This is a genomic window from Pseudoalteromonas sp. SWXJZ94C (assembly GCF_015864385.1).
Classification (GTDB): domain Bacteria; phylum Pseudomonadota; class Gammaproteobacteria; order Enterobacterales; family Alteromonadaceae; genus Pseudoalteromonas.
The window spans coordinates 1-22,563 of record NZ_JADYXF010000006.1 but is presented as its reverse complement, the minus strand read 5'-3'; the positions used below and the strand labels follow the sequence as shown (position 1 = coordinate 22,563).

Genomic DNA, 22,563 nt, shown 5'->3' with positions numbered 1-22,563 from the left:
TTTTTGTGATGGTAGTTTTATTAAAAACAAAAAAAGGAAGAGAACATCAACGTTATTTAACAGCAGAAGGTGTTGTGTGAGCAATTCTATCTGCTTTTAAGATTTTACTAATGAGAGATAAAACATGTAATACCAATTCGCTTAATTAAGTGGTCTATTTTGAGGGCGGAAAAACGTGTTGATAGCTAGGCAAAAAATTCGCTATTTAGTTGTTCTAAATGAGAGTTTTTTAACGCAGGGAGCGACACGTTTAGCCCCGCAAAATGATTAAGTATTATTGCGGATTGGTATAAGTGCACTGATTTTGTTCCAAACACAAAAAAGCCCGCTAAATTAGCGGGCTATTTTGTTATATGGTGGAGAGATAGGGATTTGAACCCTAGATGGGCTATAAACCCATGCCGGTTTTCAAGACCGGTGCATTCGACCACTCTGCCATCTCTCCGATACTGCTCTAAGTTAAAAGTAAGAGTGTACTAATAACTATTTAAATGAATGATACTTTAATTACCACACACCTATTAAATAAGTGGTGGAGAGATAGGGATTTGAACCCTAGATGGGCTATAAACCCATGCCGGTTTTCAAGACCGGTGCATTCGACCACTCTGCCATCTCTCCGCACGACCTGCATATTAGGGAAACCTATCCCTTTTGTGAAGCTTTTTTTTAAATTAATTTTTCAAGTGCTTAAAAAACAACTAAATTGTTCAAACTTAAAGCTAAATATATAAAATATCATCGCAAATGAACTTTTATTTAAATATTTGACTCTATTGATCTACAAAGGTTTGCCCAAACATATAAGAGTTGGTAATCTAATTTTAGTTAAATTATCGAAACACACGTTTCACTTAAGGAGCTCTACAATGGCGTTCAATCAATCGTACAATACCTCTAAACCGGTAATGTCTACCATTGAAACAAACAAGGTACTTAAAAACACCTACTTTTTACTTGCTATGACACTTGCATTTAGTGCTGTTACAGCCGGTATTTCAATGGCACTACAATTACCTTACTTCATGGGTATAGTGTTTACACTTGCTTCATTTGGCTTATTATTTGTTGTAAATAAAAAGGCAGAAACTGCATCAGGCGTATTTTGGGTATTCGCCTTCACTGGTTTAATGGGTGCAGGCTTAGGTCCTTTGCTTAACCACTATGCTGCAATGCCAAATGGTCCTATGCTTATTATGCAAGCATTAGGTTCTACCGCGCTTATCTTTTTTGGTTTATCTGCTTATGCACTAAACACTAAAAAAGACTTCTCATTTATGGGTGGCTTTTTAACTGTTGGTTTAATCGTTGTGATTGTAGCAAGCATTGTTAATATTTTTGTTGGCAGTTCACTTATGTTTATGGTGCTTAATGCTGCAGTTGTATTGATTATGTCTGGCTTGATATTATTTGATACGAGCCGAATCATTAACGGCGGCGAAACTAACTACATTCGCGCAACAGTATCTTTATACCTAAGCGTATATAACTTATTTACTTCTTTACTTGCTCTACTTGGCGTAAGTAATGACTAATTAAATAGTTCTGTTAAAATAGCCCCTTAATTGGGGCTTTTTTTATTGGAATTGTTTTGTCGCGTTTTGTTCTTTCATTACATACACCACCATCCGATCACGATACCACGCAACGTATAGTTAAGTTTGCAAATGCATGTTTAGCCCAAGGGCACACTATTGATGCTATTTTTTTATACCAGCAAGGTATTTATCATGCATCTACTCACTTTGATTTATCTTCAGATGAACTTCAAATTTCAGCACATTGGCAGCAACTCGCCGATAAAAAACTAAATTTAATGCTATGTGTTACCGCAGCGCAAAAGCGCGGATTGGATATTAACAACACAGGTGTATTTACTGTCGCAGGGTTGGCTGAATTTGCAATGCTTACTTGTGATGCAGACAAATGGGTGCAATTTAAATGATCAATGTATTAGTAATGAGTCAGTCCAGCCCATTTGACGATTTAAATATTCGTGATGCACTTGATATGACATTAATATTTGCAGCCGTTGATCAAAATGTAAGTTGGCTATTTAGCGGTCCTGCTGTTTTGGCTTTAAAAAAGCATCAACAACCAAATAATATTGGCTTAAAAGATTTTTTTAAAAACATTAAAACACTCGAAATCTATGATGTTGAAAATATTTACGTGTGTGAAAAATCATTGCTTGATTATGGTTTAAATAAGCATGATTTACTCATAGAGGCAAAGGCACTGAACTTTAGTCAACAACAAACATTAATTAAAGCGCAGCAACATGTGGTGACCCTATGAGTACGTTACATATTTTTTCTAAGCCGCTTAATTATTACTCGGCAAACCAGCTAGAAAATTTAATTTTATCAACCGATAACGTATTACTTGTTGGTGATGCCTGCTTTGCAAAAAAACAATTTAGACAATTTGCAGATACACTGTTAATACTTGAACAAGACGCGCAAGTACGCGCAATAAAATTAACAGATAACGATAAAGCCATTAGCTATGAAGACTTTGTAGCACTGACTTTATCAACTAATCAATCTATTACCTGGTAACTCATGCTTGAATTTAACAACCAACAAATTGAGACAGACAAACAAGGCTATTTGCTTGACCATACTTTATGGTCAAAAGAGCTAGCACCTGTTATCGCTACCCAAGAAAACATTACGCTTAGCGTTCAACATTGGGAAGTAATTAACTTTGTTCGTGATTTTTATATTGAATATAACACCAGTCCAGCAATCAGAATGCTTGTAAAAGCAATGGCTAAAGCTCTAGGTGAAGATAAAGGGAATAGCCTTTATTTATACAAATTATTCCCTAAAGGTCCTGCAAAGCAAGCAACAAAAATTGCCGGATTACCAAAACCAGCTAGGTGCATATAATGAGAGCTAAATCAGGCAATAATCAAGTAACTGAATCCAAACCTAAAAGAAGCACTGGGCGCACTTACTCACGCAGTGCACTTAATAAAACGCCTTCAGGTAAAAGAGAAATAAAGCCGCAAATAGCATCTAAAGACAGAAAAATTGTGTTATTCAATAAGCCATTTGATGTGCTATGCCAATTTACAGATGATGCCGACAGGCAAACACTAGCGGCGTTTATTCCCATAAAAGAAGTTTACGCAGCAGGTAGGTTAGACAGAGACAGTGAAGGCTTATTGCTTTTAACAAACTGTGGAAAATTACAAAACACCCTAACGGCGCCTGATAAAAAAACGAATAAAACCTACTGGGCACAAGTTGAAGGTGAACCAACGAGTGAATCAATTAATGATTTATGTAATGGAGTAAAACTTAAAGACGGCCTTACACTCCCCGCCAATGTTAAAATAATTGATGAGCCTACAATTTGGGTTCGTAATCCGCCTGTACGCGAGCGAAAAGCAATCCCAACAACTTGGTTAAGCATTACCATTAACGAAGGTAAAAACAGACAAGTCCGTCGTATGACCGCGCATATTGGTCACCCTACGCTTCGCCTAATCCGCTACAGTATTGGTAACTACACGCTTGATGATATTAATTCTGGTGAGTACAAAGTAATTAAAGGCGTGGTTGATGCATAAACCGCATGTGACCGTTGCCGCAATTGTAAAAAAACAAAACACGTTCTTACTTGTAAAAGAACGTGATAAATTCACAAATAAAATTTGTTATAACCAACCTGCTGGTCACTTAGAACAAAACGAAACCCTTTCACAAGCTGCAAGCAGAGAGCTACTTGAAGAAACTGGTTTAACGCTAATACCTACAGGCTTATTGGGTATCTATAATTTACACGCTGCAAATGGCGTACATTATTTACGATTTTGTTTTATATTTGAAGCCGACGAAAAAACACAAATGCCCAAACCTATTGACTCCGATATTATATCGGCTAATTGGCATACCTTAGAGGAAATTAAAACATTACCACTGAGAAGTAATTTAGTTTTAAAATGCATAACAGACAGCTTGCAAAAAGAGCCTTTAAACCTTGATGCTATTTATAATTAAGTTATTTATTAGCTAGGATTTAATGCTATGCAATTACGACCTTGATTTTTAGCGTAATAGAGTGCGCTATCTGCCCCTTTTACAAAATCTAGCATGTCATAGTTTCTGGTTTTATCTATAGTATTTACCCCCATACTTAAAGAGAGTAAACCAGTAAAACTACCTTTATGCACAATAGCTAAATCTTCAATCGCTTTTTGTATTTGATCCGCTATGAATAGCGCCCCCTGAGTATCTGTTTGCGGCAATAAAACAACAAATTCCTCGCCACCATATCGAGCTACAAAATCTTCTGGTCGACTTACTGTAGAGGCAATCTTCTGTGCTACATCATGTAAGCAGGTATCTCCTGCTACATGACCAAAAAAATCATTAAATTGTTTAAAATGATCTATATCAATAATGATAATAGATAAGGTACCTTTAGAATCACTCGCTTTTTTAAATTCATCTGCTAACTTTTCGTCAAATCTGCGTCTATTAGCTATTTTTGTTAGTGCATCTAGAAAAGCCATATCTCTTAGTAAATCTTCAGCTCGTAAACGCTCTGTGGCATCGTTAAAAACGGCTAGAATTTCTTCACCAATATCAATGCCCGATATTTCCATCACCACTTGAGAACCATCATTACAAGAAACACGATAATTGTTAGCGGGAATATCATTGTTATTTTTTTGAGCATCATCTAATGAGCTACTCCAAAGCTCTTTCACAACCTTCCTGTATTGCGGATCTGGGTATGCTTTATCCCACCAAACACTTATATTTGGAATATCTTTAATTGTATATCCAAATATATCTATAAACCGCTGATTTACTTTTAAAATATTCCCCGTTTTTGCACATACATTACAAACAGGCATGGGTAACACTGTAAATAGCTTTTCGTAATGGCTTAACTCATGCTTTCGCATTGAGTAAATTGTATTTTTTGATAAACAAGCCATTGGTGGACTATTTTTATCATGGTTTATCATTTCCTCCATCTCTAAAACAAAAGACCATTCAAGCCACCAAGCTTCGATATGATTGAATACCTTTTTTTCAACCTGATTTTTTAAAGATGATTGTTTAATTAAAGAAAATAATTCATGTATATGATTAGGGTCTTGATGAATACGAAAACTTTTTAGCTTTATAAACTCATAAAAAAGATGATATGCAGCTATTTTAAACTCGCTCGTAGTACTCGTTAATAGATCATTGGGGTAAATTTCAGATTTACAGGTATAGTGTTCAATTAAAGATTTTATCTTATTTACTTGATAAGCATAGTGCATACATTCATTCCATTGATTATATTTAGAACAACCCTAACGTAATTGGTATTTAACAAATTTTTCATTGCCGTACTTCCCATTAAACCTATATTTACTTTAGTCGCTTTAATAGAAAACACTATTTTTTATAACTTTAAAATCATTCCATTGATCTTATAAGTATCTCATTGTTAATTTAAAAAAGTAGCATTGTACTAAGTACATGACTTAAAAAACGCCTTAAGTCGAGTTTGCTATTTGTTATATAAATAAAATAGTGACAAATTATGTCCTTTGCCGCCCTACACTCTTTAAGCACAAACAAAATACATGCTATAATCGCGTCCTTTCCAAGTTAACAGCAATCTGTATAAGCGAAATTATTCATGAGCGAAAATAGTCACATTAAAGTCATTGTTGGCATGTCCGGCGGTGTTGATTCTTCTGTATCTGCATATTTATTACAACAACAGGGCTACCAAGTAGAAGGCCTGTTTATGAAGAACTGGGAAGAAGACGACAATGATGAGTATTGTGCCGCCGCTGATGATTTAAAAGATGCACAAGCAGTGTGTGATAAGTTAGGCATTGAGCTTCACACTGTTAACTTTGCAGCAGAGTATTGGGACAACGTGTTTGAGTATTTTTTAGCAGAGTACAAAGCGGGTCGTACTCCAAACCCAGATATAATGTGCAACAAAGAAATTAAATTTAAAGCCTTTTTAGAGTTTGCTGCACAAGCTCTTGGGGCAGACTTTATTGCTACGGGACATTACGTTCAACGTGAACTTCGCGGTGACAAATACGTAATGTGTCGCGGACTTGATAACAATAAAGACCAAAGCTACTTTTTATATACCTTAAGCCACGAGCACCTTGGTCAAACTTTATTCCCTGTAGGCGATATCGAAAAACCAGAAGTACGCCGCATAGCAGAAGAACAAGACTTAATCACTCACGATAAAAAAGACAGCACCGGTATCTGTTTTATTGGTGAGCGTAAATTTAAAGACTTTTTACAAAAGTTTTTACCAGCTCAACCTGGTGTAATCGAAGACACTGATGGCAACGACGTAGGTGAACACGAAGGCTTGATGTACCACACACTTGGACAGCGCAAAGGCTTGCTAATTGGCGGTATGAAAGAAGGCTCGGGTGAACCATGGTACGTAGTAGACAAAGACTTAGAGCGCAATGTACTTGTGGTTGGTCAGGGTAAAGATCACCCTCGCCTATACAGTAATGGTCTTAATGCAAACCAACTTCATTGGGTAGACCGCATTGGTCCTAAGGGCACCACTCGCTGCACAGTAAAAACTCGTTACCGCCAAGAAGACTTAAGCTGTACCCTATTAGTAGGCGAAGACGGCATGGCACGCGTGTTATTTGACGAGCCACAAAAAGCAGTTACGCCTGGTCAATCTGCCGTATTTTATGCAGAAGATGTGTGCTTAGGTGGTGGTATTATTGACTCGGTGATCAAGTAATGAACGAACACCAAGTCATGGCGCTTGCCGCTATGTGCCAAGTAGCTAAGCAAGTTCAAAAAATTGCGCAGTATGGCAGTAATAATGAGCACGACTTAGAAGTATTATTTTCAAGCATTATTCAAACATCACCGGCATCGCCAGAAGATGTTTACCAAGGTACTGACAACCTACGTGATGGCTATAAAACATTAATGGCTCAGTTAACTGCTGGCGCTCAAAAAGATGTTGAAATAGTAAAATACGTAGGCGGTTTAATGCAGCTTGAGCGTGCGCTAAGTGCAAACGATAAAAGCTTAAACGAATTAGGTAAACGAATTGATGATATTCATCGTCGTTTAGATCACTTTGCTATTACCGATGACACTGTTGTTGCCGGTTTAGCAGATATATACTCGTCGGTGCTGAGCCCCCTTGGGCACCGAATACAGGTTTATGGTAAACCCGAGTTATTAAAACAGCAGCTCACTCAAAATAAAATCCGTGCGTTATTACTAGCCGGCATTAGAAGTGCAGTTTTATGGCGTCAAATGGGCGGTAAGCGCCGTCATTTTTTCTTTGCAAAAAGAAAAATACTCGCCATTGCTAAATCAAAAATTTAACTATCGTTCAAACTAAAATTTAGGAGTTATTATGGAGCTTTCAGCGTTAACGGCTATCTCTCCAGTGGATGGTCGCTACGGCAGCAAAACCACTGAACTACGCAGTATTTTCAGCGAATTTGGCTTAATCAAATACCGCGTAATCGTTGAAGTGCGTTGGTTGCAAGCGTTAGCTGCAGCAAGCGATATTAAAGAAGTACCTGCATTTAGCGAAGAAGCAAATGCACTTCTAAACGCCATTGTAGATAACTTCAGTGAAGCTGATGCACAACGCGTTAAAGATATTGAACGCACTACAAATCACGATGTTAAAGCGGTTGAATACCTACTAAAAGAAAAAGTAGCCGATAACAGTGAGCTTCATGCAATTAACGAATTTATTCACTTTGCTTGTACCTCAGAAGATATTAACAATCTATCTCATGGTTTAATGCTAAGCGAAGCGCGTAAAAACGTTTTACTTCCTTATTGCGATGAACTTTTAAGCGCAATTAAAGCTAAAGCAATTGAATACAAAACAATCCCAATGATGACTCGTACACACGGGCAACCTGCTACACCATCTACTATGGGTAAAGAGTTTGCTAACGTATACATGCGTTTAAAACGTCAACGTGACCAAATTGCACAAGTAGAAATGCTAGGTAAAGTTAACGGTGCTGTTGGTAACTACAACGCTCACCTTAGCGCATACCCAGATTACGACTGGCATACACATGCAGATAAATTTGTATCAAGCTTAGGTTTAACACTAAACCCATTTACTACACAAATTGAACCGCATGACTATATTGCAGAGTTGTTTGACGCAATTGCACGTTTTAACACTATATTGTTAGATTTTGACCGTGACATGTGGGGTTACATCGCCCTTAATCACTTTAAGCAAAAAACTATTGCTGGCGAAATTGGCTCATCTACAATGCCACATAAAGTTAACCCAATTGATTTTGAAAACTCAGAAGGTAACTTAGGATTAGCAAACGCTATTTTTGCTCATCTTGCACAAAAATTACCAGTTTCTCGCTGGCAGCGTGACCTTACTGATTCAACGGTATTACGTAACCTAGGTGTTGGTATGGGTTATGCTCTTATTGCATATCAATCAACTCTTAAAGGTGTAAGCAAGCTTGAAGTAAACGAGCAACGCCTAGCTGACGAGCTTGATCAAAACTGGGAATTACTAGCCGAGCCAATTCAAACGGTTATGCGTAAATATGGCATCGAAAAGCCATACGAAAAACTTAAAGATTTAACACGTGGCAAACGTGTAAATAAAGAAATAATGGCTGATTTCATCGATGGTTTAGACCTTCCTGAAGATGCTAAAGTAGAAATGAAAAAACTAACACCTGCTAACTACATTGGTCGCGCTGTTGAGTTTATTGATGATTTAGTTTAAAAACTGAATTAAATAAATGAAAAAGCGAAAGGTCTCCTTTCGCTTTTTTTGTTTTAAAATTAATTGCACTAATTTATGAGCTTTAGTATGTATCAATTAAAAATAAATAATTTATCTGAGCAAGAATTTTTAAGTCATTTTTGGCAAAAAAAACCGCTTTTAATAAAACAAGGTTTTAGTGATTTTCAGGACCCTCTTGATGCTAACGAACTTGCCGGTCTGGCAATGGAAGAAAGTATTGAGTCGCGAATTGTAACTAATCACAATAACGAATGGGATACGTACCAAGGTCCATTTGAAGACTTTGAGAAGTTAACAGACGAAAATGCCACCTTATTAGTGCAAGCTGTTGATCATTGGCATCCTGAAGCAGCGCAATTATTAGAACCATTTAGATTTATTCCCAACTGGCGAATAGATGACTTAATGATCAGCTATTCAACTCCAAGCGGTGGTGTGGGTCCACATTTAGATCAGTATGATGTGTTTATTATTCAAGGTGAAGGCAAACGCCACTGGCGCGTAGGTCTGCCCGATCCGACACTTAAACAGTTTGCTCAAAACAAAAAGTTACTGCAAGTAGAAGCATTTGAAGCCGTAATAGATTGCATATTAGAACCAGGCGATATTTTATATATTCCACCGGGATGCCCGCATGAAGGTTACGCATTAGAAAATGCACTAAACTACTCTGTTGGTTTTAGAGCCCCAAATCAACAAGATTTACTTTCAAGTTTTGCCGATCATATTATTGATACCGAAACCGGACAAGAGCGCTATACCGATCACAACCTAATGCTTAGAAAGTCAAAAGGTGAACTCAATAGCACTGAAGTAAATAAAGTTAAAGCCTTAATGCAAAGGTTGCTTGAAAACGACACGTTATTTAAACAATGGTTAGGCACTACATTAAGCCAGCCTAAGCACGAAATGGATTTAGCACCAACTGAAGACCCATTTTCCACTGAGCAAATAACCAATGCATTAAACAATAGCACTATCGTATTTGAACGTTTAGGTGGCACGCGTGCTATTTATCAATTATTCGAAGATGAATTACTATTAAGTGTAAACGGTGAAAACTATAGCTTATTGCTTAGCGATTTAAATGCCGTTAAATTACTTACCGATCATGGCGAGTTTGAAAGTTCAGAATTAAGTTTAATAAAGCCAAGTCTCGTTTTTCTACAAACTTTTACTACACTGGTAAATGAGGGAATTTGGTTTAATATTGATCAAGGCTGATTGCTACAATAGGAGTTTGCCATGGGCTATCAAGTTAAAAAAGTAGATTGGGATACACAAAAAGACTTATTACAACAAATCCGAGAAAAGGTTTTTGTATACGAGTTACACATTCCTAAACACATTGAGTTTGATAGCCTCGATGAATTTGCGCTGCATGTACTTGTTACCGACGAAACTCAAACACCTATTGCTACTGGTAGGTTATGTGTAGATGGATTAATTGGTCGAATAGCTGTCCTACCTGAGCATCGTAATCGGTGTGTTTATAAATCGTTACTCAACTTTATTGTTGAATTAGCAGCAAGCCAAGGCATAGAAAAAGTAAGTATTAATTGTATTTTAAACGAAGTAGAACGCTTCAAAAAAAATGGGTTTGTACAGCAAGGGAATGTATTTATGGAAGCGGGAATTCCTAGACTACGAATGCAATGCTCTGTCGCGCTCTTTAATACCACGCCATTTACGCTTGTGCATTAAACATCTCATTCAAAATAAAATTAGCACAACATTAATCACTGCACTAATTTTATTACGGATATAGCTTAGGCACTGTTTATCTTTCGAGGTTTAATCTTGAAAGTTCAACTCGCCTTAATATTATTATAAATCAAGCATGCGTTTTTTTAATCTTTCTAAATCAATGATATTAGAGCGCACAGTTAGCTTTATGTGGCTATATTCATACTCTTCTTTAATAACACTCATACTCGATCTAATTTCACCTACTATACCTTTTGCTGTGTAAGGAATAATAATTTCATCTTCAACCATATCGTCTTGCGCTATACCAACAATATATTTATGGAGTTTACTAATATCATCTGGATTACGAGTAGATGTCATCATTGCATCAGGAAATTCATCCATTAGCGCTTGCTGTTGCTCAATACTTAATTGATCAGACTTATTTAACACCAATAGTTTTTTACTACCCTCAACCCCAACTTCTGCTAGTACTTTATGCACTACATCAAGCTGTGAGCGAAAAGATGAATCTGAAGCATCAACAACATACAAAAGTAAAGACGCATCATGCGCTTCAGCTAATGTTGAGTGGAATGAGGCAACCAAATCATGTGGTAATTTTTTAATAAAACCAACGGTGTCTGACACCAAAATACGAGGCTGCGTAATTGGATACAATGCTCGAACAGTGGTATCTAGTGTTGCAAATAACTTGTTTTCACCCTCTACGTCGCTGCCTGTAATTGCACGCATCATTGATGACTTACCAGCATTGGTGTAACCAATTAAAGCCACTGAGAAAAGCTCTGAGCGCTGAGTTCGCCTGTCCATCATTACATCTTGAACACTTACAAGCTCACGCTTTAGCTCTGCTAATTGGTCGCGAACCTTACGGCGATTTAGCTCCAGTGTAGTTTCACCTGCACCTTTACCCATTTGGCGTTCTTTATCACCGGTTGATGTTTCACGAAGCCGTGGCGCTACATAATTAAGGCGAGCTATTTCAACTTGTAATTTTGCCGTTTTAGTACGCGCATGGCGGCTAAATATTTCAATAATAATACCGGTGCGGTCAAATACTTCTACGCCTAACTGATTTTCTACATTTCGAAGTTGAGACGGTGTTAAATCACAATCGAATACAACTACATCGGCACACGCAAAATCAAGTTTATCTGATGGAATTTCTGAAGATATTTCAGGTAAATAATCTTCATCGAGTAAATCATCTTCTTGCCCATCTGCAGCAGAGCCTTTATTACCTGTGAGGTGTGCTATTTCGGTAAGTTTACCCGAGCCCAATACATTAACTTTTTGGGTAGAACTTTGCTTTTGTGATTGTGTGCCTACTACTTTAAATCCTAAAGTAGTAACCAAACGGGCAAGTTCAGCAAGCGACTCTATCGCCTCGTCACCTTTAAACTGCGGTGTGCTAATAGAAATAAGTAACGCATTAGGAAGTGATGGTTTTGCAGTTAGTTGCATAAATTTTTGTGTTAATGCACCTAAGTGCAAACCTATTTTTCATTCGAAAGTAACCTGATCCTACGCTGTTATAGCCTCGCTTTATAGCCTTATAGTGCACTAATGGCGTTAATATTTAAAACTAGCCATAATATTCTCAATTTAATGGCTAGTTTTAAAATTTCATTCAGATCAATACAAAATAAATAGGTTAAGTTTGTTATTTAAACTTACTTTTTAAAATGATAGTTAATTAATGGTTAGGCTGATAATTAAACAACACCCTGCTCAATCATTGCATCAGCAACGCGCCTAAAACCTGCAATATTAGCGCCTAATAAAAGATTTCCTGGCTCACCAAATTCTATTGCGGTGTCGTTAGCTGTAACAAATATATTTTTCATAATTTGTTTTAGCTTTTCATCAACCTCTTCAAAGGTCCAACTTTGCATACTCGCATTTTGCGCCATTTCTAATTGACTCGTTGCAACACCGCCAGCATTAGCGGCTTTTCCTGGTCCATACGCAATTTTTGCAGCAATAAAGCAATCAATAGCCTCTTTTGTTGAGGGCATATTTGCCCCTTCGCTTACCAATACACAACCACCCGTTAATAATGCGTTTGCATCCGCCTGTGTTAATTCATTTTGTGTTGCGCATGGAAAGGCAGCGTCAGCATTAAAACGCCAAACAGCATGCCCGTCTTTAGGGTAATCACTTTGGCTAATATAAATCGCATCTGCATGATTTTGTTTGTATACACTTAAACAATCGCGTGATTGCTCTTTTAAACGCTTTATAAGGCTCAAATCTATACCCGACTCATGATAAACAGTACCGCGAGAGTCGCTACAACTTATGGGTGTTGCCCCCATTTGATATAATTTTTCCATAGCATAAATAGCAACATTACCCGCACCCGACACTAAACAGCGCTTACCTTGTAGGCTGTCGCCGCGTGCTTGTAGCATGTACTGTGCAAAATAAACGGCGCCATAGCCGGTTGCTTCTTTACGCACTAGCGATCCACCCCACAATAAGCTTTTACCTGTTAATACGCCCTCATAGCGACCAGTCAAACGTTTGTACTGACCAAACAAGTAACCAATCTCACGCGCTCCTACACCAATGTCTCCAGCGGGTACGTCAGTTGTAGGACCAATATGGCGATAAAGCTCACTCATAAATGATTGGCAAAAACGCATTATTTCCGCATCAGAGCGCCCTTTAGGATCAAAATTAGCGCCGCCTTTACCGCCACCGATTGGTAAACCCGTTAAGGCATTTTTAAATATTTGCTCAAATCCTAAAAATTTAATTATGCTGGCATTTACACTAGGGTGAAAACGCAGACCCCCTTTATAAGGGCCAAGCGCAGAGTTAAACTCAATTCTGTAGCCTTTATTTACTTGGATATTACCTTCGTCATCAACCCAAGGGACTCTAAACATAATTTGGCGTTCGGGTTCAACTAAGCGTTGAATAATGGCATTTTTTTTATATTTGCCTGAGTTTTCTAAGATAGGTTCGAGTGATTCAAGTACTTCTTCAACAGCTTGATAAAACTCGCATTGTGCAGGGCTACTATTTTTTAATTGCGCGATAGTGCTATGGATATAATTCATAATTATTCTTCCGTGTTAATAATAAAAGTATTTATCAGATATTGAAGTAAACGTGATCAAGTTTATGATTCATGCTGTAAAGTCTTAAGTTAATTTAATTAACTGTTACTTTAGCATGGTACAACACGATATTTAACGTCTATTACTTGAATTATTTTTGATCAGAAGAATTAACAATATTTATTTTTTATTTAATTAAAGTGAATTTAAATTCATTGAAGGCAAAAGTGACTGTTTTAAAATAAGAGGACTAAGGAGTTCTGTAAGTGTAAAGGTACTTGTTAAAATTTAGAACAGATAGTAATTAAGGCTTTGTACTGTGCATTGCGCGTATACAAAGCCTATTAACTAAAAGCTGGTTATTCCGCAGATTCTTCTGGGCGAACTTGCTTTTGTACGCCAGTTAAAAATAGACGTAATATTTGATCGTTACAAACACGGTAATGCTTGTTATCAACTTTACGAGAAAATGCGCTTAACTCATGCTTACTTAAATCAAAATCAACAAGTGCAAGTGTGGCAATAACATCTTCTGCCTTCATATTTAAAGCGATACGTAGCTTCATAAATATGATGTTGTTGTTTAGCTTTTTCTCTGGCTCTGGTTGCTCGCCTTCGCGCTTGCCACGTTTAGTATTAATAAACCCATTTAAAAAACTAGCAAACTCGGTATCACTGATTGGGGTAAAAGCTTCTTCACCTTCTTTAGTCAACCATGCAATTACTTGCTCAGTTGTAACTGTAAGTTCTGCGGCTGCAAAAACATTAACCGTAGCGGTATCAGTTAAATTAAAAGTATAGCGAATGCGGCGTAAAATATCGTTATTAGTCAAAGTAAATCCCAAAGTGAGGTATAGCAACCAAGCAGTTATTGCTTAATTTTAAATAAGCACCTAGTTTAACAGATTTACTAATACCACCCTATTAATTTTTATTTAAGTGCTTGGGCTTAATTACCAAGCACTTTAGCGGGATCTACACGAGTAGCTTGCAAAGCAGGATAAATAGTGGCAAATATTGCTAATACAAAAGTAACAATAACCGTAATGCCAATATCTTCAAGTGCTAATTTACTGGGTAAAAACTCTATAAAGTACACACCTTCCAGCGGATTCGCACCAAACAGTAAGCTAAGCCAAGTGAATAACTCACTTATATTAAGGGCCAAAACAACACCAATAAGTGTACCTAAGGCAACACCTACAAATGCTTGAGTTAAACCCTGCATTACAAAAGTGGCTAAAATGGTACTGTCTTTTGCACCCATGGTTTTTAAAATTGCGATAGTACCTTGTTTTTCACGTACTTCCATCACCAAGGACGACACAATATTAAAACTCGCTACAGCAATTATTAAAAATACAACAATATAAACAATAGTGCGCACCATTTGAATATCTTGATATAGACTGCCTTGCGTCCTAAACCAACTAGAAATATAAACATAGTCATTAATAGTTTGGCCTATGTCTAGGGCTATTTGGTGGGCGGAGAAAACATCATCAACACTTAATCGTAATCCTGTAACTTGGGTTTCATCATAGCCGAGTGTTTGTTGAGCCTTACTTAAATGAATAAACGCAGCGCTACTGTCTATCGGCCCTCCCATTTCTATAACACCAGCAAGAGTAAGTGTTACTCGCTTGGGTGCCAATAACGACTGACCTTTTTGACCTATTTGCGGGATCAGCAAAGTGACGTTATCGCCAACTTTTGCATCTAACTGTTTAACTATTTGCTTACCTAAAATCACATCATCGAGCCCTAGCTGGCTCACTAGTTTACCACTTGTAAACTGGTTTACAGCCGATACATTGCTTTCTAACGATGGCTCAACCCCTCTAATTTCAATCGCTTTTAACTGGCTTTTATATTGCGCCATACCATTAACGGCAATAAATGGAGCCGCGCCTGTAACGTGAGGTTGCGCTTGTAAGTTCTCGATTTTTTGAGACCAATTTGCAATAGGTCTGTTTGGTGCTACATATTCAACTTGCGGCACAACGCTTAATAATCTGTGTACTAGTTGTTGCTCAAAGCCATTAATAACCGACAGCGCCACAATTAAAACTGCTACGCCTAATAAAATACCAATAGTAGAGGCTTTAGCGATAAAACTAACAAAGCCATTTTTTTCATCTTTATGACCTGAATAGGCTCTAAAGCGTTTACTTAAAAATGCACTAAGCAACATGCTGCGACTCTTTAATAGCTAGTTTACCATCGTCTAAATAAGCTATTTTACCTAGCTTATCGGCAAGTTCTAAATCGTGTGTCACCACTACAAAACTGGTATTTAAGCTTTGGTTAAGCTCGTTAATTAAATCATAAATTTTAATCGCATTTTGTTTATCTAAATTACCCGTTGGTTCATCAGCAAGTACTAATGCGGGCTTAGTAACAAGTGCGCGGGCAATAGCAACACGCTGACGTTCACCACCCGAGAGCGCTGAAGGTTTGTGCGAACTACGATGAGCAAGCCCTACTTTTTCAAGCATATCGAGCGCTTGTGCATTTGCGTCTTTGGCACTTAAACCTTTAATTAATAGCGGCATTGCTACGTTTTCAACTGCACTAAATTCCATTAATAGGTGATGGAATTGATATATAAAGCCTAAATTTTTGTTTCTAAAAGCAGCTTGCTCTGTACGCGAGAGCTTTGCTACGTCTTGGTTTTTAATTTTAGCGCTACCAGAACTTGCGGTATCTAATGTACCCAGTATGTGTAAAAGCGTGCTTTTACCCGAACCTGAGCTACCAACAATGGCAAGCATTTCGCCTTGCTGTAAAGCTAAATCGACGCCTTTTAATACTTCTACTTGATTGCTGCCATCTTGATAAATTTTACTTAGATTTTTACAGCTAATAACTAAATCATTCATAACGTAATACCTCTGCTGGTTTTACTTTTGCGGCTTTTCGCGCAGGATATAAGGTCGCTAAAAAGCTCATTGCTATACTGCCCAGTGCTATAATAACAAGGCTTAAAATATCAAATTTTACGGGAAGTTCTATCCCCGCAAGTAAGTTTAAGCCAACAAAAGCAAGTAGCTCATTAATATATAAACTAAACATAACACCTAAAAAAGCCCCAATTGCAGTGCCAATTACACCGTTATAAAGTCCTTGCACCATAAACACTTTTTGCACTTGTGATGGCGTTAAACCTAACGTTTGTAATATTGCTACTTCACCTTGTTTTTCACTTACCATCATGGTTAATGCAGATACAATATTAAACACAGCCACCAGCACAATTAAACCTAATAGCATGGTCATAATACGTTTTTCCATTGCAACGGCTGCAAACAAAGTACCTTGGCTACTACGCCAGTCGCTATAGTTATAACTTTTTAATATGCGTTGGCTAGCTTCAATAAACTCGTCGAGTGCAAAGGGTTCATGCAGCGATATACTTAAATTAGGGGCGGTATTTTTATCTAGCTTTAGCACTCTTTGCAGCGAAGCTCCGCTTGTAAAAGCAAGCCCCATGTCTATTTCAGAACCCGTTTCGTATATAGCTGCTACTTTAAATAAACGTTGGCTTGGCACGCGACCAAGAGGAGTATAGGTTGAGGCATTAGGCATAATTACACGTAATTTATCGCCAATGCTTACACCTAATTTACGGCTTAAGTAACGGCTTATAGCAATGCTGTAGTTTTTATTAAGAACGGTTTGCCAATTACCTTGTACGATTTTATCGGTAATTTTATATAAAGACCCATTGTCATCATAAAGACCTTGCAGTAAAACCCCGTGCAAATCTTTATTGGTTTGCAAAATAGCTTCACCGTGGCGGTATAAACTGACATGGTCAACATAAGGAGATTGCTCAAGGTCGGTTTTTAACGTGCTCATTTGTGTGGCAGTGTGTTTATCAGCTTGAACTTCAACATGGGGAATAAGCCCAAGCATATTGGTTTTTAAGCTATTTTCAAAACCATTCATTACGCTGCTTACGGTAAATAATGCCATTAAACCAATAGCGATACCGGCAATAGAAAAAAACGAAATAAATGATATAAACGCATTTCCTTTTGAGGAACGGCTATATCTAAGCCCTATAAATAAGCTAACCGGTTGAAACATATTATTTTTAACACTTATCGTAAAAGTATTGGGCAATAGTAGCACGAAAAAAGTGCCTTTGGGTATGGCGTAAAATGTAAGAAATAATTTAAAAATCTGATACTTGGCTATATTTAAAGCAATACTTATTTGATCATTAACTCATCCTTAAGCTTTAAGACCTGCAACTAAATAATCGAGCAATACCCGAACATTAGTTGCCACAAACTGCCTTGGTGGATATACGCCCCACACTCCTTCTTGTTGAGGCTGATAGGCCGTTAAAATTGGCACTAATTCCCCCATTTTAATTTCGCTTTCTATGTAGTAATCAGGTAGCTGAATAATACCCAAGCCTTTTTTAGCACCATCCACCAGCGCCCAACCACTATTACATTGTAGCCGCCCTGCTACTTTTATATGTTTGTCCTTCGCGTTTTCATTTACCCGCCAATAGCTGCTGTTACCAATCAAACATTGATGATTATTTAATTCACCTAAAGTATGCGGTTCGCCAAATCGAGTTAAATATTGTGGTGAAGCACACATAATAAAGCGACGTGCGCTTAATCTACGTGCTTTTAAACTTGAATCTTTTAAATGCCCAAGTCTTATTGCTAAATCAAAACCGCCCTCCAACAGGTTTTCTTGCTCGTTACTCAATGTAGCAATTACTTCTACGTCGGGGTGATCGTTCATAAAATCATGCACAATGGGCATAATAAAGCTCTCTCCGTACATAACCGGTGCAGTAAGCTTTATTTTTCCCTTTGGGGAGCTTTGTTGTTGAGCAAGCCCTTGTGTTGCCTCATCCATAGCGTGTTGAACATGTTTGATTTGGTGTAAATACACTTCGCCCTCTTTAGTTAACACCACTTTGCGGGTTGTGCGAGTTAAAAGCTGAGTATTTAAACGCTGCTCAAGCGCTGTAACATGGCGACTAATATGCGCCACCGAAAGGCCAAGTGTTTTTGCAGCCGCAGTAAAGCTACCTTCTTCACCTACCGCTATAAACTCATCTATTCCATCCCAACGCGCCATTATTACCATACTGTAAAAGTGTTTTAATAAAATCGAGATTATCATTATTTGAGAAACAAATACAATAAGCCCATCACCCAAGCACATTGGGTCTACAATTACTTTTTGAATAACCCGTTAAAGGAAAATACATGTCTGAATTTATTAAATCAAAAGCGGCTATTGCGTGGGGTCCTAATCAACCACTTAGCGTTGAAGAAGTTGATGTAATGATGCCTAAAAAAGGCGAAGTAATGGTAAAAATTACCGCTACTGGTGTTTGTCATACCGATGCATTTACTTTATCGGGTCAAGATCCTGAGGGCATATTCCCTGCAATTTTAGGTCACGAAGGCGCTGGTGTTGTTTACGCTATTGGCGAGGGCGTAACAAGTGTTGAAGTGGGCGATCACGTTATTCCTTTATACACAGCTGAATGTGGCGTGTGTAAAATGTGTACCTCAGGTAAAACAAATTTGTGTTCAGCTGTACGCGAAACACAAGGTAAAGGCTTAATGCCAGACGGCACAACACGCTTTTTTAAAGACGGTCAGCCAATTTATCATTACATGGGCACATCTACGTTTTCTGAGTACACAGTATTGCCAGAAATCTCACTTGCTAAAGTAAACAAAGAAGCCTCTTTAGAGGAAATTTGTTTATTAGGCTGTGGCGTTACTACCGGTATGGGCGCAGTAACAAATACAGCTAAAGTAAAAGCTGGCGACACCGTGGCTATATTTGGTTTAGGCGGTATTGGCTTATCAGCCATTATTGGCGCAAAAATGGCTGGAGCAAGCCGTATTATTGGTGTAGACATTAATACCTCTAAATTCGATCTTGCAACAAAACTAGGTGCTACCGATTTAATTAATCCAAAAGATTTCGATAAGCCAATTCAAGACGTTATTGTTGAAATGACTGACGGCGGCGTTGACTACTCGTTCGAGTGTATTGGCAATGTTGACGTAATGCGCTCAGCGCTTGAGTGTTGCCATAAAGGTTGGGGAGAATCTGTCATTATTGGTGTAGCAGGTGCAGGCCAAGAAATATCAACCCGCCCGTTTCAACTAGTTACTGGTCGTGTATGGCGTGGTAGCGCATTTGGTGGCGTTAAAGGTCGCTCACAACTTCCTGAAATTGTTGAACGTTATATGGCTGGCGAATTTGCCCTTAGCGATTTTATAACACACACAATGGGTCTTGAAGATATTAACGAAGCGTTTGATTTAATGCACGAAGGTAAAAGTATTCGTACAGTCATTCATTACTAATAAACTGCATTCGTAAAATAGCTTATTAATAAGCCGTAATACTTTTAAGTTTACGGCTTTTAAGGATTAAGTATGTTAGAAAATATCTCAAGCGTAAAAGTCGCTGGTGGTTGGCATAAACAATATACTCACAGCGCTCAAAGTACACACTGCACTATGCGTTTTGCCGTATTTTTACCACCTGGCGCAAGCGAGGCCAATAAAGTACCAGTACTTTATTGGTTATCGGGTTTAACCTGTACCGATGAAAACTTTATGCAAAAAGCCGGCGCATTTAAAAAAGCAGCCGAGCTAGGTATTGCTATTGTAGCGCCAGACACCAGTCCACGCGGCGAAAACGTACCAAATGAAGACACCTACGACTTTGCACAAGGTGCAGGCTTTTACGTAAATGCTACGCAAGCTCCTTACAACACACACTTTAATATGTACGATTATGTTGTAAACGAATTACCTGCATTAATAGAGCAACATTTTCCGGTAACAAGTACAAAAGCAATTAGTGGTCACTCTATGGGCGGACATGGAGCATTAATGGTTGCTCTTAAAAACCCGACTACGTTTGTAAGTGCCTCTGCATTTAGCCCTATTGTAAATCCTATTGAATGCCCTTGGGGTGTAAAAGCATTTACTGGCTATTTAGGAAACGATAAAGCGCTTTGGACACAATACGATAGTTGTGAGTTAATGAAAAACGCAGAGCCAACTAACTATTTACCTATGTTAGTAAGCCAAGGCGATGCCGACAACTTTTTAGAAGAGCAGCTTAAGCCTCAAAATTTAATAGCTGTTGCTAATCAAAAAAACTACCCACTTACACTTGAAATGCAAGCTGGCTACGATCACAGCTACTTTTTTATAAGTAGTTTTATTGACCAACACTTATTATTTCATCATCAGTTTTTGTCTGCTTAGATTCATTAGTGTGTAGGGTAGAATTTTCAACTTCTACACACTCTTTTAAACTCTTTGTTATTTGCCTACATACTTGAGTGGTCGTACTTTTACCTTTAACTAAATTAACTAACGCCGAATCTATTTTCAATCCAACATCTGCAAAACTAAATCCATTACTATTACTTGGTGTCGGGGTTAACGGATTTTTACTAGGCTCTGAACCTGATTGGTTATTTATAATTTGCTCATCTCGCGCGCTAGACTCAGCTCGCCCATCAATAAGCGCCCCAGCAACAGTACATCCGCTAAGAAAAAGTAATAAAATTATCGTAATAATAGTTCGCATGAGTATTCCTTTATATAGTAGCTACTGAGCAAGTAATTAAATTAGTATGAAATTACCTATTGCCTATTGCCTAACACTTATCAGCTCTTCATCCGATAGCGGCTTAGTAATATTTTCATTTTTAGATTGCTTTTCAATCAATACACATTCTTTTAAACTTTTAGTTATTTGCTTACATGTTTGATTAGGCTTACCTTCATCTTTAACAAATTCCACTATGGCGGAGTCAACTGCGTATCCCATTTTTGAGAAACTCATGCCGTTTTCGTCTTTAACAAAAGTACCTGAGTTCGTTGAACTACTACCCGAGCGTGCAGAACCATCAAGCAATACACCTACAGCGGTACAACCGACTAAACTTTGTAAAAAAACAACAATAACTAAAATACGCATTATTCATCCTGAATGCTAACTACTGGCTAATGGCTAATGCTTTAATTTTAACCTTTTTGTAAAATTACGCTGTAAAAATATGTACAAAATAGTAAGGAATTAAAATAAAACTTTATTATTAAACCTTCAACTCTTCTACAAACTCGTTAATAAAACCAATTAACTATTGAGTAAAATAGTAATAAATATATGTAAAAACTTCTTAAAAACACCACCTAAAAACTCATACAAGAATTAAACTGTTGATTAGTAACATATAAATTAATGGCTTACTGTTTGCTACTTGCCTGCTTATTATTAACAAACTTAACTAACATAGGCTAAATATGGAAATTGACTTACAGTGGAACGAAATACTAGATAACCTAATTCACTTAGGTATTGCCTACTTACTAGCACTGCCTATGGCATACGACAGAGAGCGTAGCCATGATGGTGCGGGACTTAGAACCTTTCCACTCGTTGCTGTTGCATCGTGTGGGTATGCACTTATTGCCATGTCAGTACTCGAATCGGGCGAAGCACAATCTAAAATGTTACAAGGCATTATTACTGGTATAGGTTTTATTGGCGGCGGTGCTATTTTAAAAAACAACCGCACTACGTCAGGCACAGCAACCGCAGCAAGTATTTGGAATATGGGCTTAATTGGTATAGCCGTAGCGTACAGCCGCTACGAAATAGCAATTTTACTTGCCATTATTAATTTTATAACGCTGAGGTATGTAAAAAAATTCAAGTAAATTTAATATAGTTAACGTTCAGATTAGCGGATAAATCAGCACGGTAATTAAGCTTGATATTAAATAACGATAATCCTAATGATCAGGGCTATAAGGAATGACGGCAGTATGCCATGAGCAGGCATTGAAGATTCTCAATGTGTGAAGTCAAGATTTGATAATCATATAGAAAGTTCCTCAAGTTTTTCGATACAGTTGTGTTGACCAAAACATAAACTGTACCTCGAGGAACTTAGTATGAAACTATATGGTGGAAT

At 37.7% G+C, this 22,563-nt stretch carries 25 protein-coding genes and 2 tRNA genes; 15 read left to right on the top strand and 12 right to left on the bottom strand.

Annotated elements, in window-relative coordinates; all coding sequences use genetic code 11:
- Window positions 1-354: 354 nt before the first annotated feature.
- Both I6F65_RS03705 and I6F65_RS03700 read right to left on the bottom strand, forming a co-directional pair.
- A tRNA-Ser gene (locus I6F65_RS03705) sits at window positions 355-445 on the bottom strand.
- 85 nt (window positions 446-530) lie between these two features.
- Window positions 531-621 (bottom strand) — tRNA-Ser (locus tag I6F65_RS03700).
- A gap of 248 nt (window positions 622-869) precedes the next feature.
- Between I6F65_RS03700 and I6F65_RS03695 the strand changes: the two genes are divergently transcribed.
- The 7 genes from I6F65_RS03695 to I6F65_RS03665 are packed head-to-tail and all read left to right on the top strand — an operon-like array spanning window position 870 to window position 4,010.
- Complete coding sequence (locus tag I6F65_RS03695; RefSeq protein WP_166109146.1) at window positions 870-1,535, top strand: Bax inhibitor-1/YccA family protein; 666 nt, start codon at window positions 870-872, stop codon at window positions 1,533-1,535.
- A 56-nt stretch (window positions 1,536-1,591) separates the two neighbouring features.
- On the top strand, window positions 1,592-1,945 hold the full coding sequence (tusD, locus tag I6F65_RS03690) for a sulfurtransferase complex subunit TusD (RefSeq protein WP_024612076.1): 354 nt from the start codon (window positions 1,592-1,594) through the stop codon (window positions 1,943-1,945).
- Window positions 1,942-2,298, top strand: coding sequence for a sulfurtransferase complex subunit TusC (gene tusC, locus I6F65_RS03685; RefSeq protein ID WP_024612075.1), 357 nt, complete (start codon window positions 1,942-1,944; stop codon window positions 2,296-2,298). Before tusD ends, tusC begins: the two co-directional genes overlap by 4 nt.
- On the top strand, window positions 2,295-2,561 hold the full coding sequence (locus tag I6F65_RS03680) for a DsrH/TusB family sulfur metabolism protein (RefSeq protein ID WP_024589175.1): 267 nt from the start codon (window positions 2,295-2,297) through the stop codon (window positions 2,559-2,561). Before tusC ends, I6F65_RS03680 begins: the two co-directional genes overlap by 4 nt.
- 3 nt (window positions 2,562-2,564) lie before the next feature.
- Window positions 2,565-2,894, top strand: coding sequence for a TusE/DsrC/DsvC family sulfur relay protein (locus I6F65_RS03675; RefSeq protein ID WP_024612074.1), 330 nt, complete (start codon window positions 2,565-2,567; stop codon window positions 2,892-2,894).
- On the top strand, window positions 2,894-3,580 hold the full coding sequence (locus tag I6F65_RS03670) for a pseudouridine synthase (RefSeq protein ID WP_166109147.1): 687 nt from the start codon (window positions 2,894-2,896) through the stop codon (window positions 3,578-3,580). Before I6F65_RS03675 ends, I6F65_RS03670 begins: the two co-directional genes overlap by 1 nt.
- Window positions 3,573-4,010, top strand: coding sequence for an NUDIX hydrolase (locus tag I6F65_RS03665; RefSeq protein ID WP_166109148.1), 438 nt, complete (start codon window positions 3,573-3,575; stop codon window positions 4,008-4,010). The genes I6F65_RS03670 and I6F65_RS03665 overlap by 8 nt, the downstream gene beginning before the upstream one ends.
- An 8-nt stretch (window positions 4,011-4,018) precedes the next feature.
- Here I6F65_RS03665 and I6F65_RS03660 read toward each other — a convergent pair whose 3' ends face one another.
- Window positions 4,019-5,290 carry a diguanylate cyclase gene (locus I6F65_RS03660; RefSeq protein ID WP_166109149.1) on the bottom strand — a complete coding sequence of 424 codons (1,272 nt, stop codon included), beginning with the start codon at window positions 5,288-5,290 and terminating at the stop codon, window positions 4,019-4,021.
- A gap of 365 nt (window positions 5,291-5,655) precedes the next feature.
- Between I6F65_RS03660 and mnmA the strand changes: the two genes are divergently transcribed.
- From mnmA to I6F65_RS03635, 5 genes are all read left to right on the top strand, one after another.
- Entirely contained in the window at window positions 5,656-6,756 is a 1,101-nt protein-coding gene (gene mnmA, locus I6F65_RS03655; RefSeq protein ID WP_197111606.1) for a tRNA 2-thiouridine(34) synthase MnmA, read from the top strand.
- A complete protein-coding gene (hflD, locus tag I6F65_RS03650; RefSeq protein ID WP_024611469.1) occupies window positions 6,756-7,358 on the top strand; it encodes a high frequency lysogenization protein HflD in 603 nt (200 codons plus the stop codon). Before mnmA ends, hflD begins: the two co-directional genes overlap by 1 nt.
- Window positions 7,359-7,389: 31 nt before the next feature.
- A complete protein-coding gene (purB, locus tag I6F65_RS03645) occupies window positions 7,390-8,760 on the top strand; it encodes an adenylosuccinate lyase (protein ID WP_197111604.1) in 1,371 nt (456 codons plus the stop codon).
- 87 nt (window positions 8,761-8,847) lie between these two features.
- The gene (locus I6F65_RS03640) at window positions 8,848-10,005 is read left to right on the top strand and encodes a cupin domain-containing protein (protein ID WP_166109152.1); all 1,158 of its coding nucleotides are present in this window, start codon (window positions 8,848-8,850) and stop codon (window positions 10,003-10,005) included.
- Window positions 10,006-10,026: 21 nt separating this feature from the next.
- On the top strand, window positions 10,027-10,485 hold the full coding sequence (locus tag I6F65_RS03635) for a GNAT family N-acetyltransferase (RefSeq protein ID WP_024611466.1): 459 nt from the start codon (window positions 10,027-10,029) through the stop codon (window positions 10,483-10,485).
- 123 nt (window positions 10,486-10,608) lie between these two features.
- Here the strand turns inward: I6F65_RS03635 and hflX are convergent, their stop codons facing one another.
- The 7 genes from hflX to I6F65_RS03600 form a co-directional block, all read right to left on the bottom strand.
- Window positions 10,609-11,958 carry a GTPase HflX gene (gene hflX / locus I6F65_RS03630; protein WP_166109154.1) on the bottom strand — a complete coding sequence of 450 codons (1,350 nt, stop codon included), beginning with the start codon at window positions 11,956-11,958 and terminating at the stop codon, window positions 10,609-10,611.
- Between the two features lie 251 nt (window positions 11,959-12,209).
- Window positions 12,210-13,562 carry an NADP-specific glutamate dehydrogenase gene (gene gdhA, locus I6F65_RS03625; RefSeq protein ID WP_197111602.1) on the bottom strand — a complete coding sequence of 451 codons (1,353 nt, stop codon included), beginning with the start codon at window positions 13,560-13,562 and terminating at the stop codon, window positions 12,210-12,212.
- 359 nt (window positions 13,563-13,921) lie between these two features.
- Window positions 13,922-14,395, bottom strand: a complete 474-nt coding sequence (locus I6F65_RS03620; protein WP_024611463.1) for a DUF1456 family protein — start codon at window positions 14,393-14,395, stop codon at window positions 13,922-13,924.
- A gap of 116 nt (window positions 14,396-14,511) precedes the next feature.
- On the bottom strand, window positions 14,512-15,756 hold the full coding sequence (locus I6F65_RS03615) for a lipoprotein-releasing ABC transporter permease subunit (RefSeq protein WP_197111600.1): 1,245 nt from the start codon (window positions 15,754-15,756) through the stop codon (window positions 14,512-14,514).
- The gene (gene lolD, locus I6F65_RS03610) at window positions 15,746-16,444 is read right to left on the bottom strand and encodes a lipoprotein-releasing ABC transporter ATP-binding protein LolD (protein WP_024611461.1); all 699 of its coding nucleotides are present in this window, start codon (window positions 16,442-16,444) and stop codon (window positions 15,746-15,748) included. The genes I6F65_RS03615 and lolD overlap by 11 nt, the downstream gene beginning before the upstream one ends.
- Entirely contained in the window at window positions 16,437-17,654 is a 1,218-nt protein-coding gene (locus tag I6F65_RS03605; RefSeq protein ID WP_024611460.1) for a lipoprotein-releasing ABC transporter permease subunit, read from the bottom strand. Before I6F65_RS03605 ends, lolD begins: the two co-directional genes overlap by 8 nt.
- 147 nt (window positions 17,655-17,801) lie before the next feature.
- Window positions 17,802-18,674, bottom strand: coding sequence for a LysR family transcriptional regulator (locus I6F65_RS03600; protein ID WP_024611459.1), 873 nt, complete (start codon window positions 18,672-18,674; stop codon window positions 17,802-17,804).
- A 131-nt stretch (window positions 18,675-18,805) separates the two neighbouring features.
- Here I6F65_RS03600 and I6F65_RS03595 point away from each other — a divergent pair, with 131 nt between their 5' ends.
- Together I6F65_RS03595 and fghA are read left to right on the top strand one after the other, a co-directional pair.
- Complete coding sequence (locus I6F65_RS03595) at window positions 18,806-19,927, top strand: S-(hydroxymethyl)glutathione dehydrogenase/class III alcohol dehydrogenase (protein ID WP_166109158.1); 1,122 nt, start codon at window positions 18,806-18,808, stop codon at window positions 19,925-19,927.
- 72 nt (window positions 19,928-19,999) lie between these two features.
- Window positions 20,000-20,842 carry an S-formylglutathione hydrolase gene (gene fghA / locus I6F65_RS03590; protein ID WP_024612723.1) on the top strand — a complete coding sequence of 281 codons (843 nt, stop codon included), beginning with the start codon at window positions 20,000-20,002 and terminating at the stop codon, window positions 20,840-20,842.
- Here fghA and I6F65_RS03585 read toward each other — a convergent pair.
- Both I6F65_RS03585 and I6F65_RS03580 read right to left on the bottom strand, forming a co-directional pair.
- Complete coding sequence (locus tag I6F65_RS03585; RefSeq protein WP_024612722.1) at window positions 20,796-21,170, bottom strand: hypothetical protein; 375 nt, start codon at window positions 21,168-21,170, stop codon at window positions 20,796-20,798. The two genes, fghA and I6F65_RS03585, sit on opposite strands and share 47 nt — an antisense overlap.
- A 63-nt stretch (window positions 21,171-21,233) precedes the next feature.
- Window positions 21,234-21,563, bottom strand: coding sequence for a hypothetical protein (locus I6F65_RS03580; protein WP_024612721.1), 330 nt, complete (start codon window positions 21,561-21,563; stop codon window positions 21,234-21,236).
- 326 nt (window positions 21,564-21,889) lie between these two features.
- Here I6F65_RS03580 and I6F65_RS03575 point away from each other — a divergent pair, with 326 nt between their 5' ends.
- Complete coding sequence (locus I6F65_RS03575) at window positions 21,890-22,306, top strand: MgtC/SapB family protein (protein ID WP_024612720.1); 417 nt, start codon at window positions 21,890-21,892, stop codon at window positions 22,304-22,306.
- Window positions 22,307-22,563: the final 257 nt, after the last annotated feature.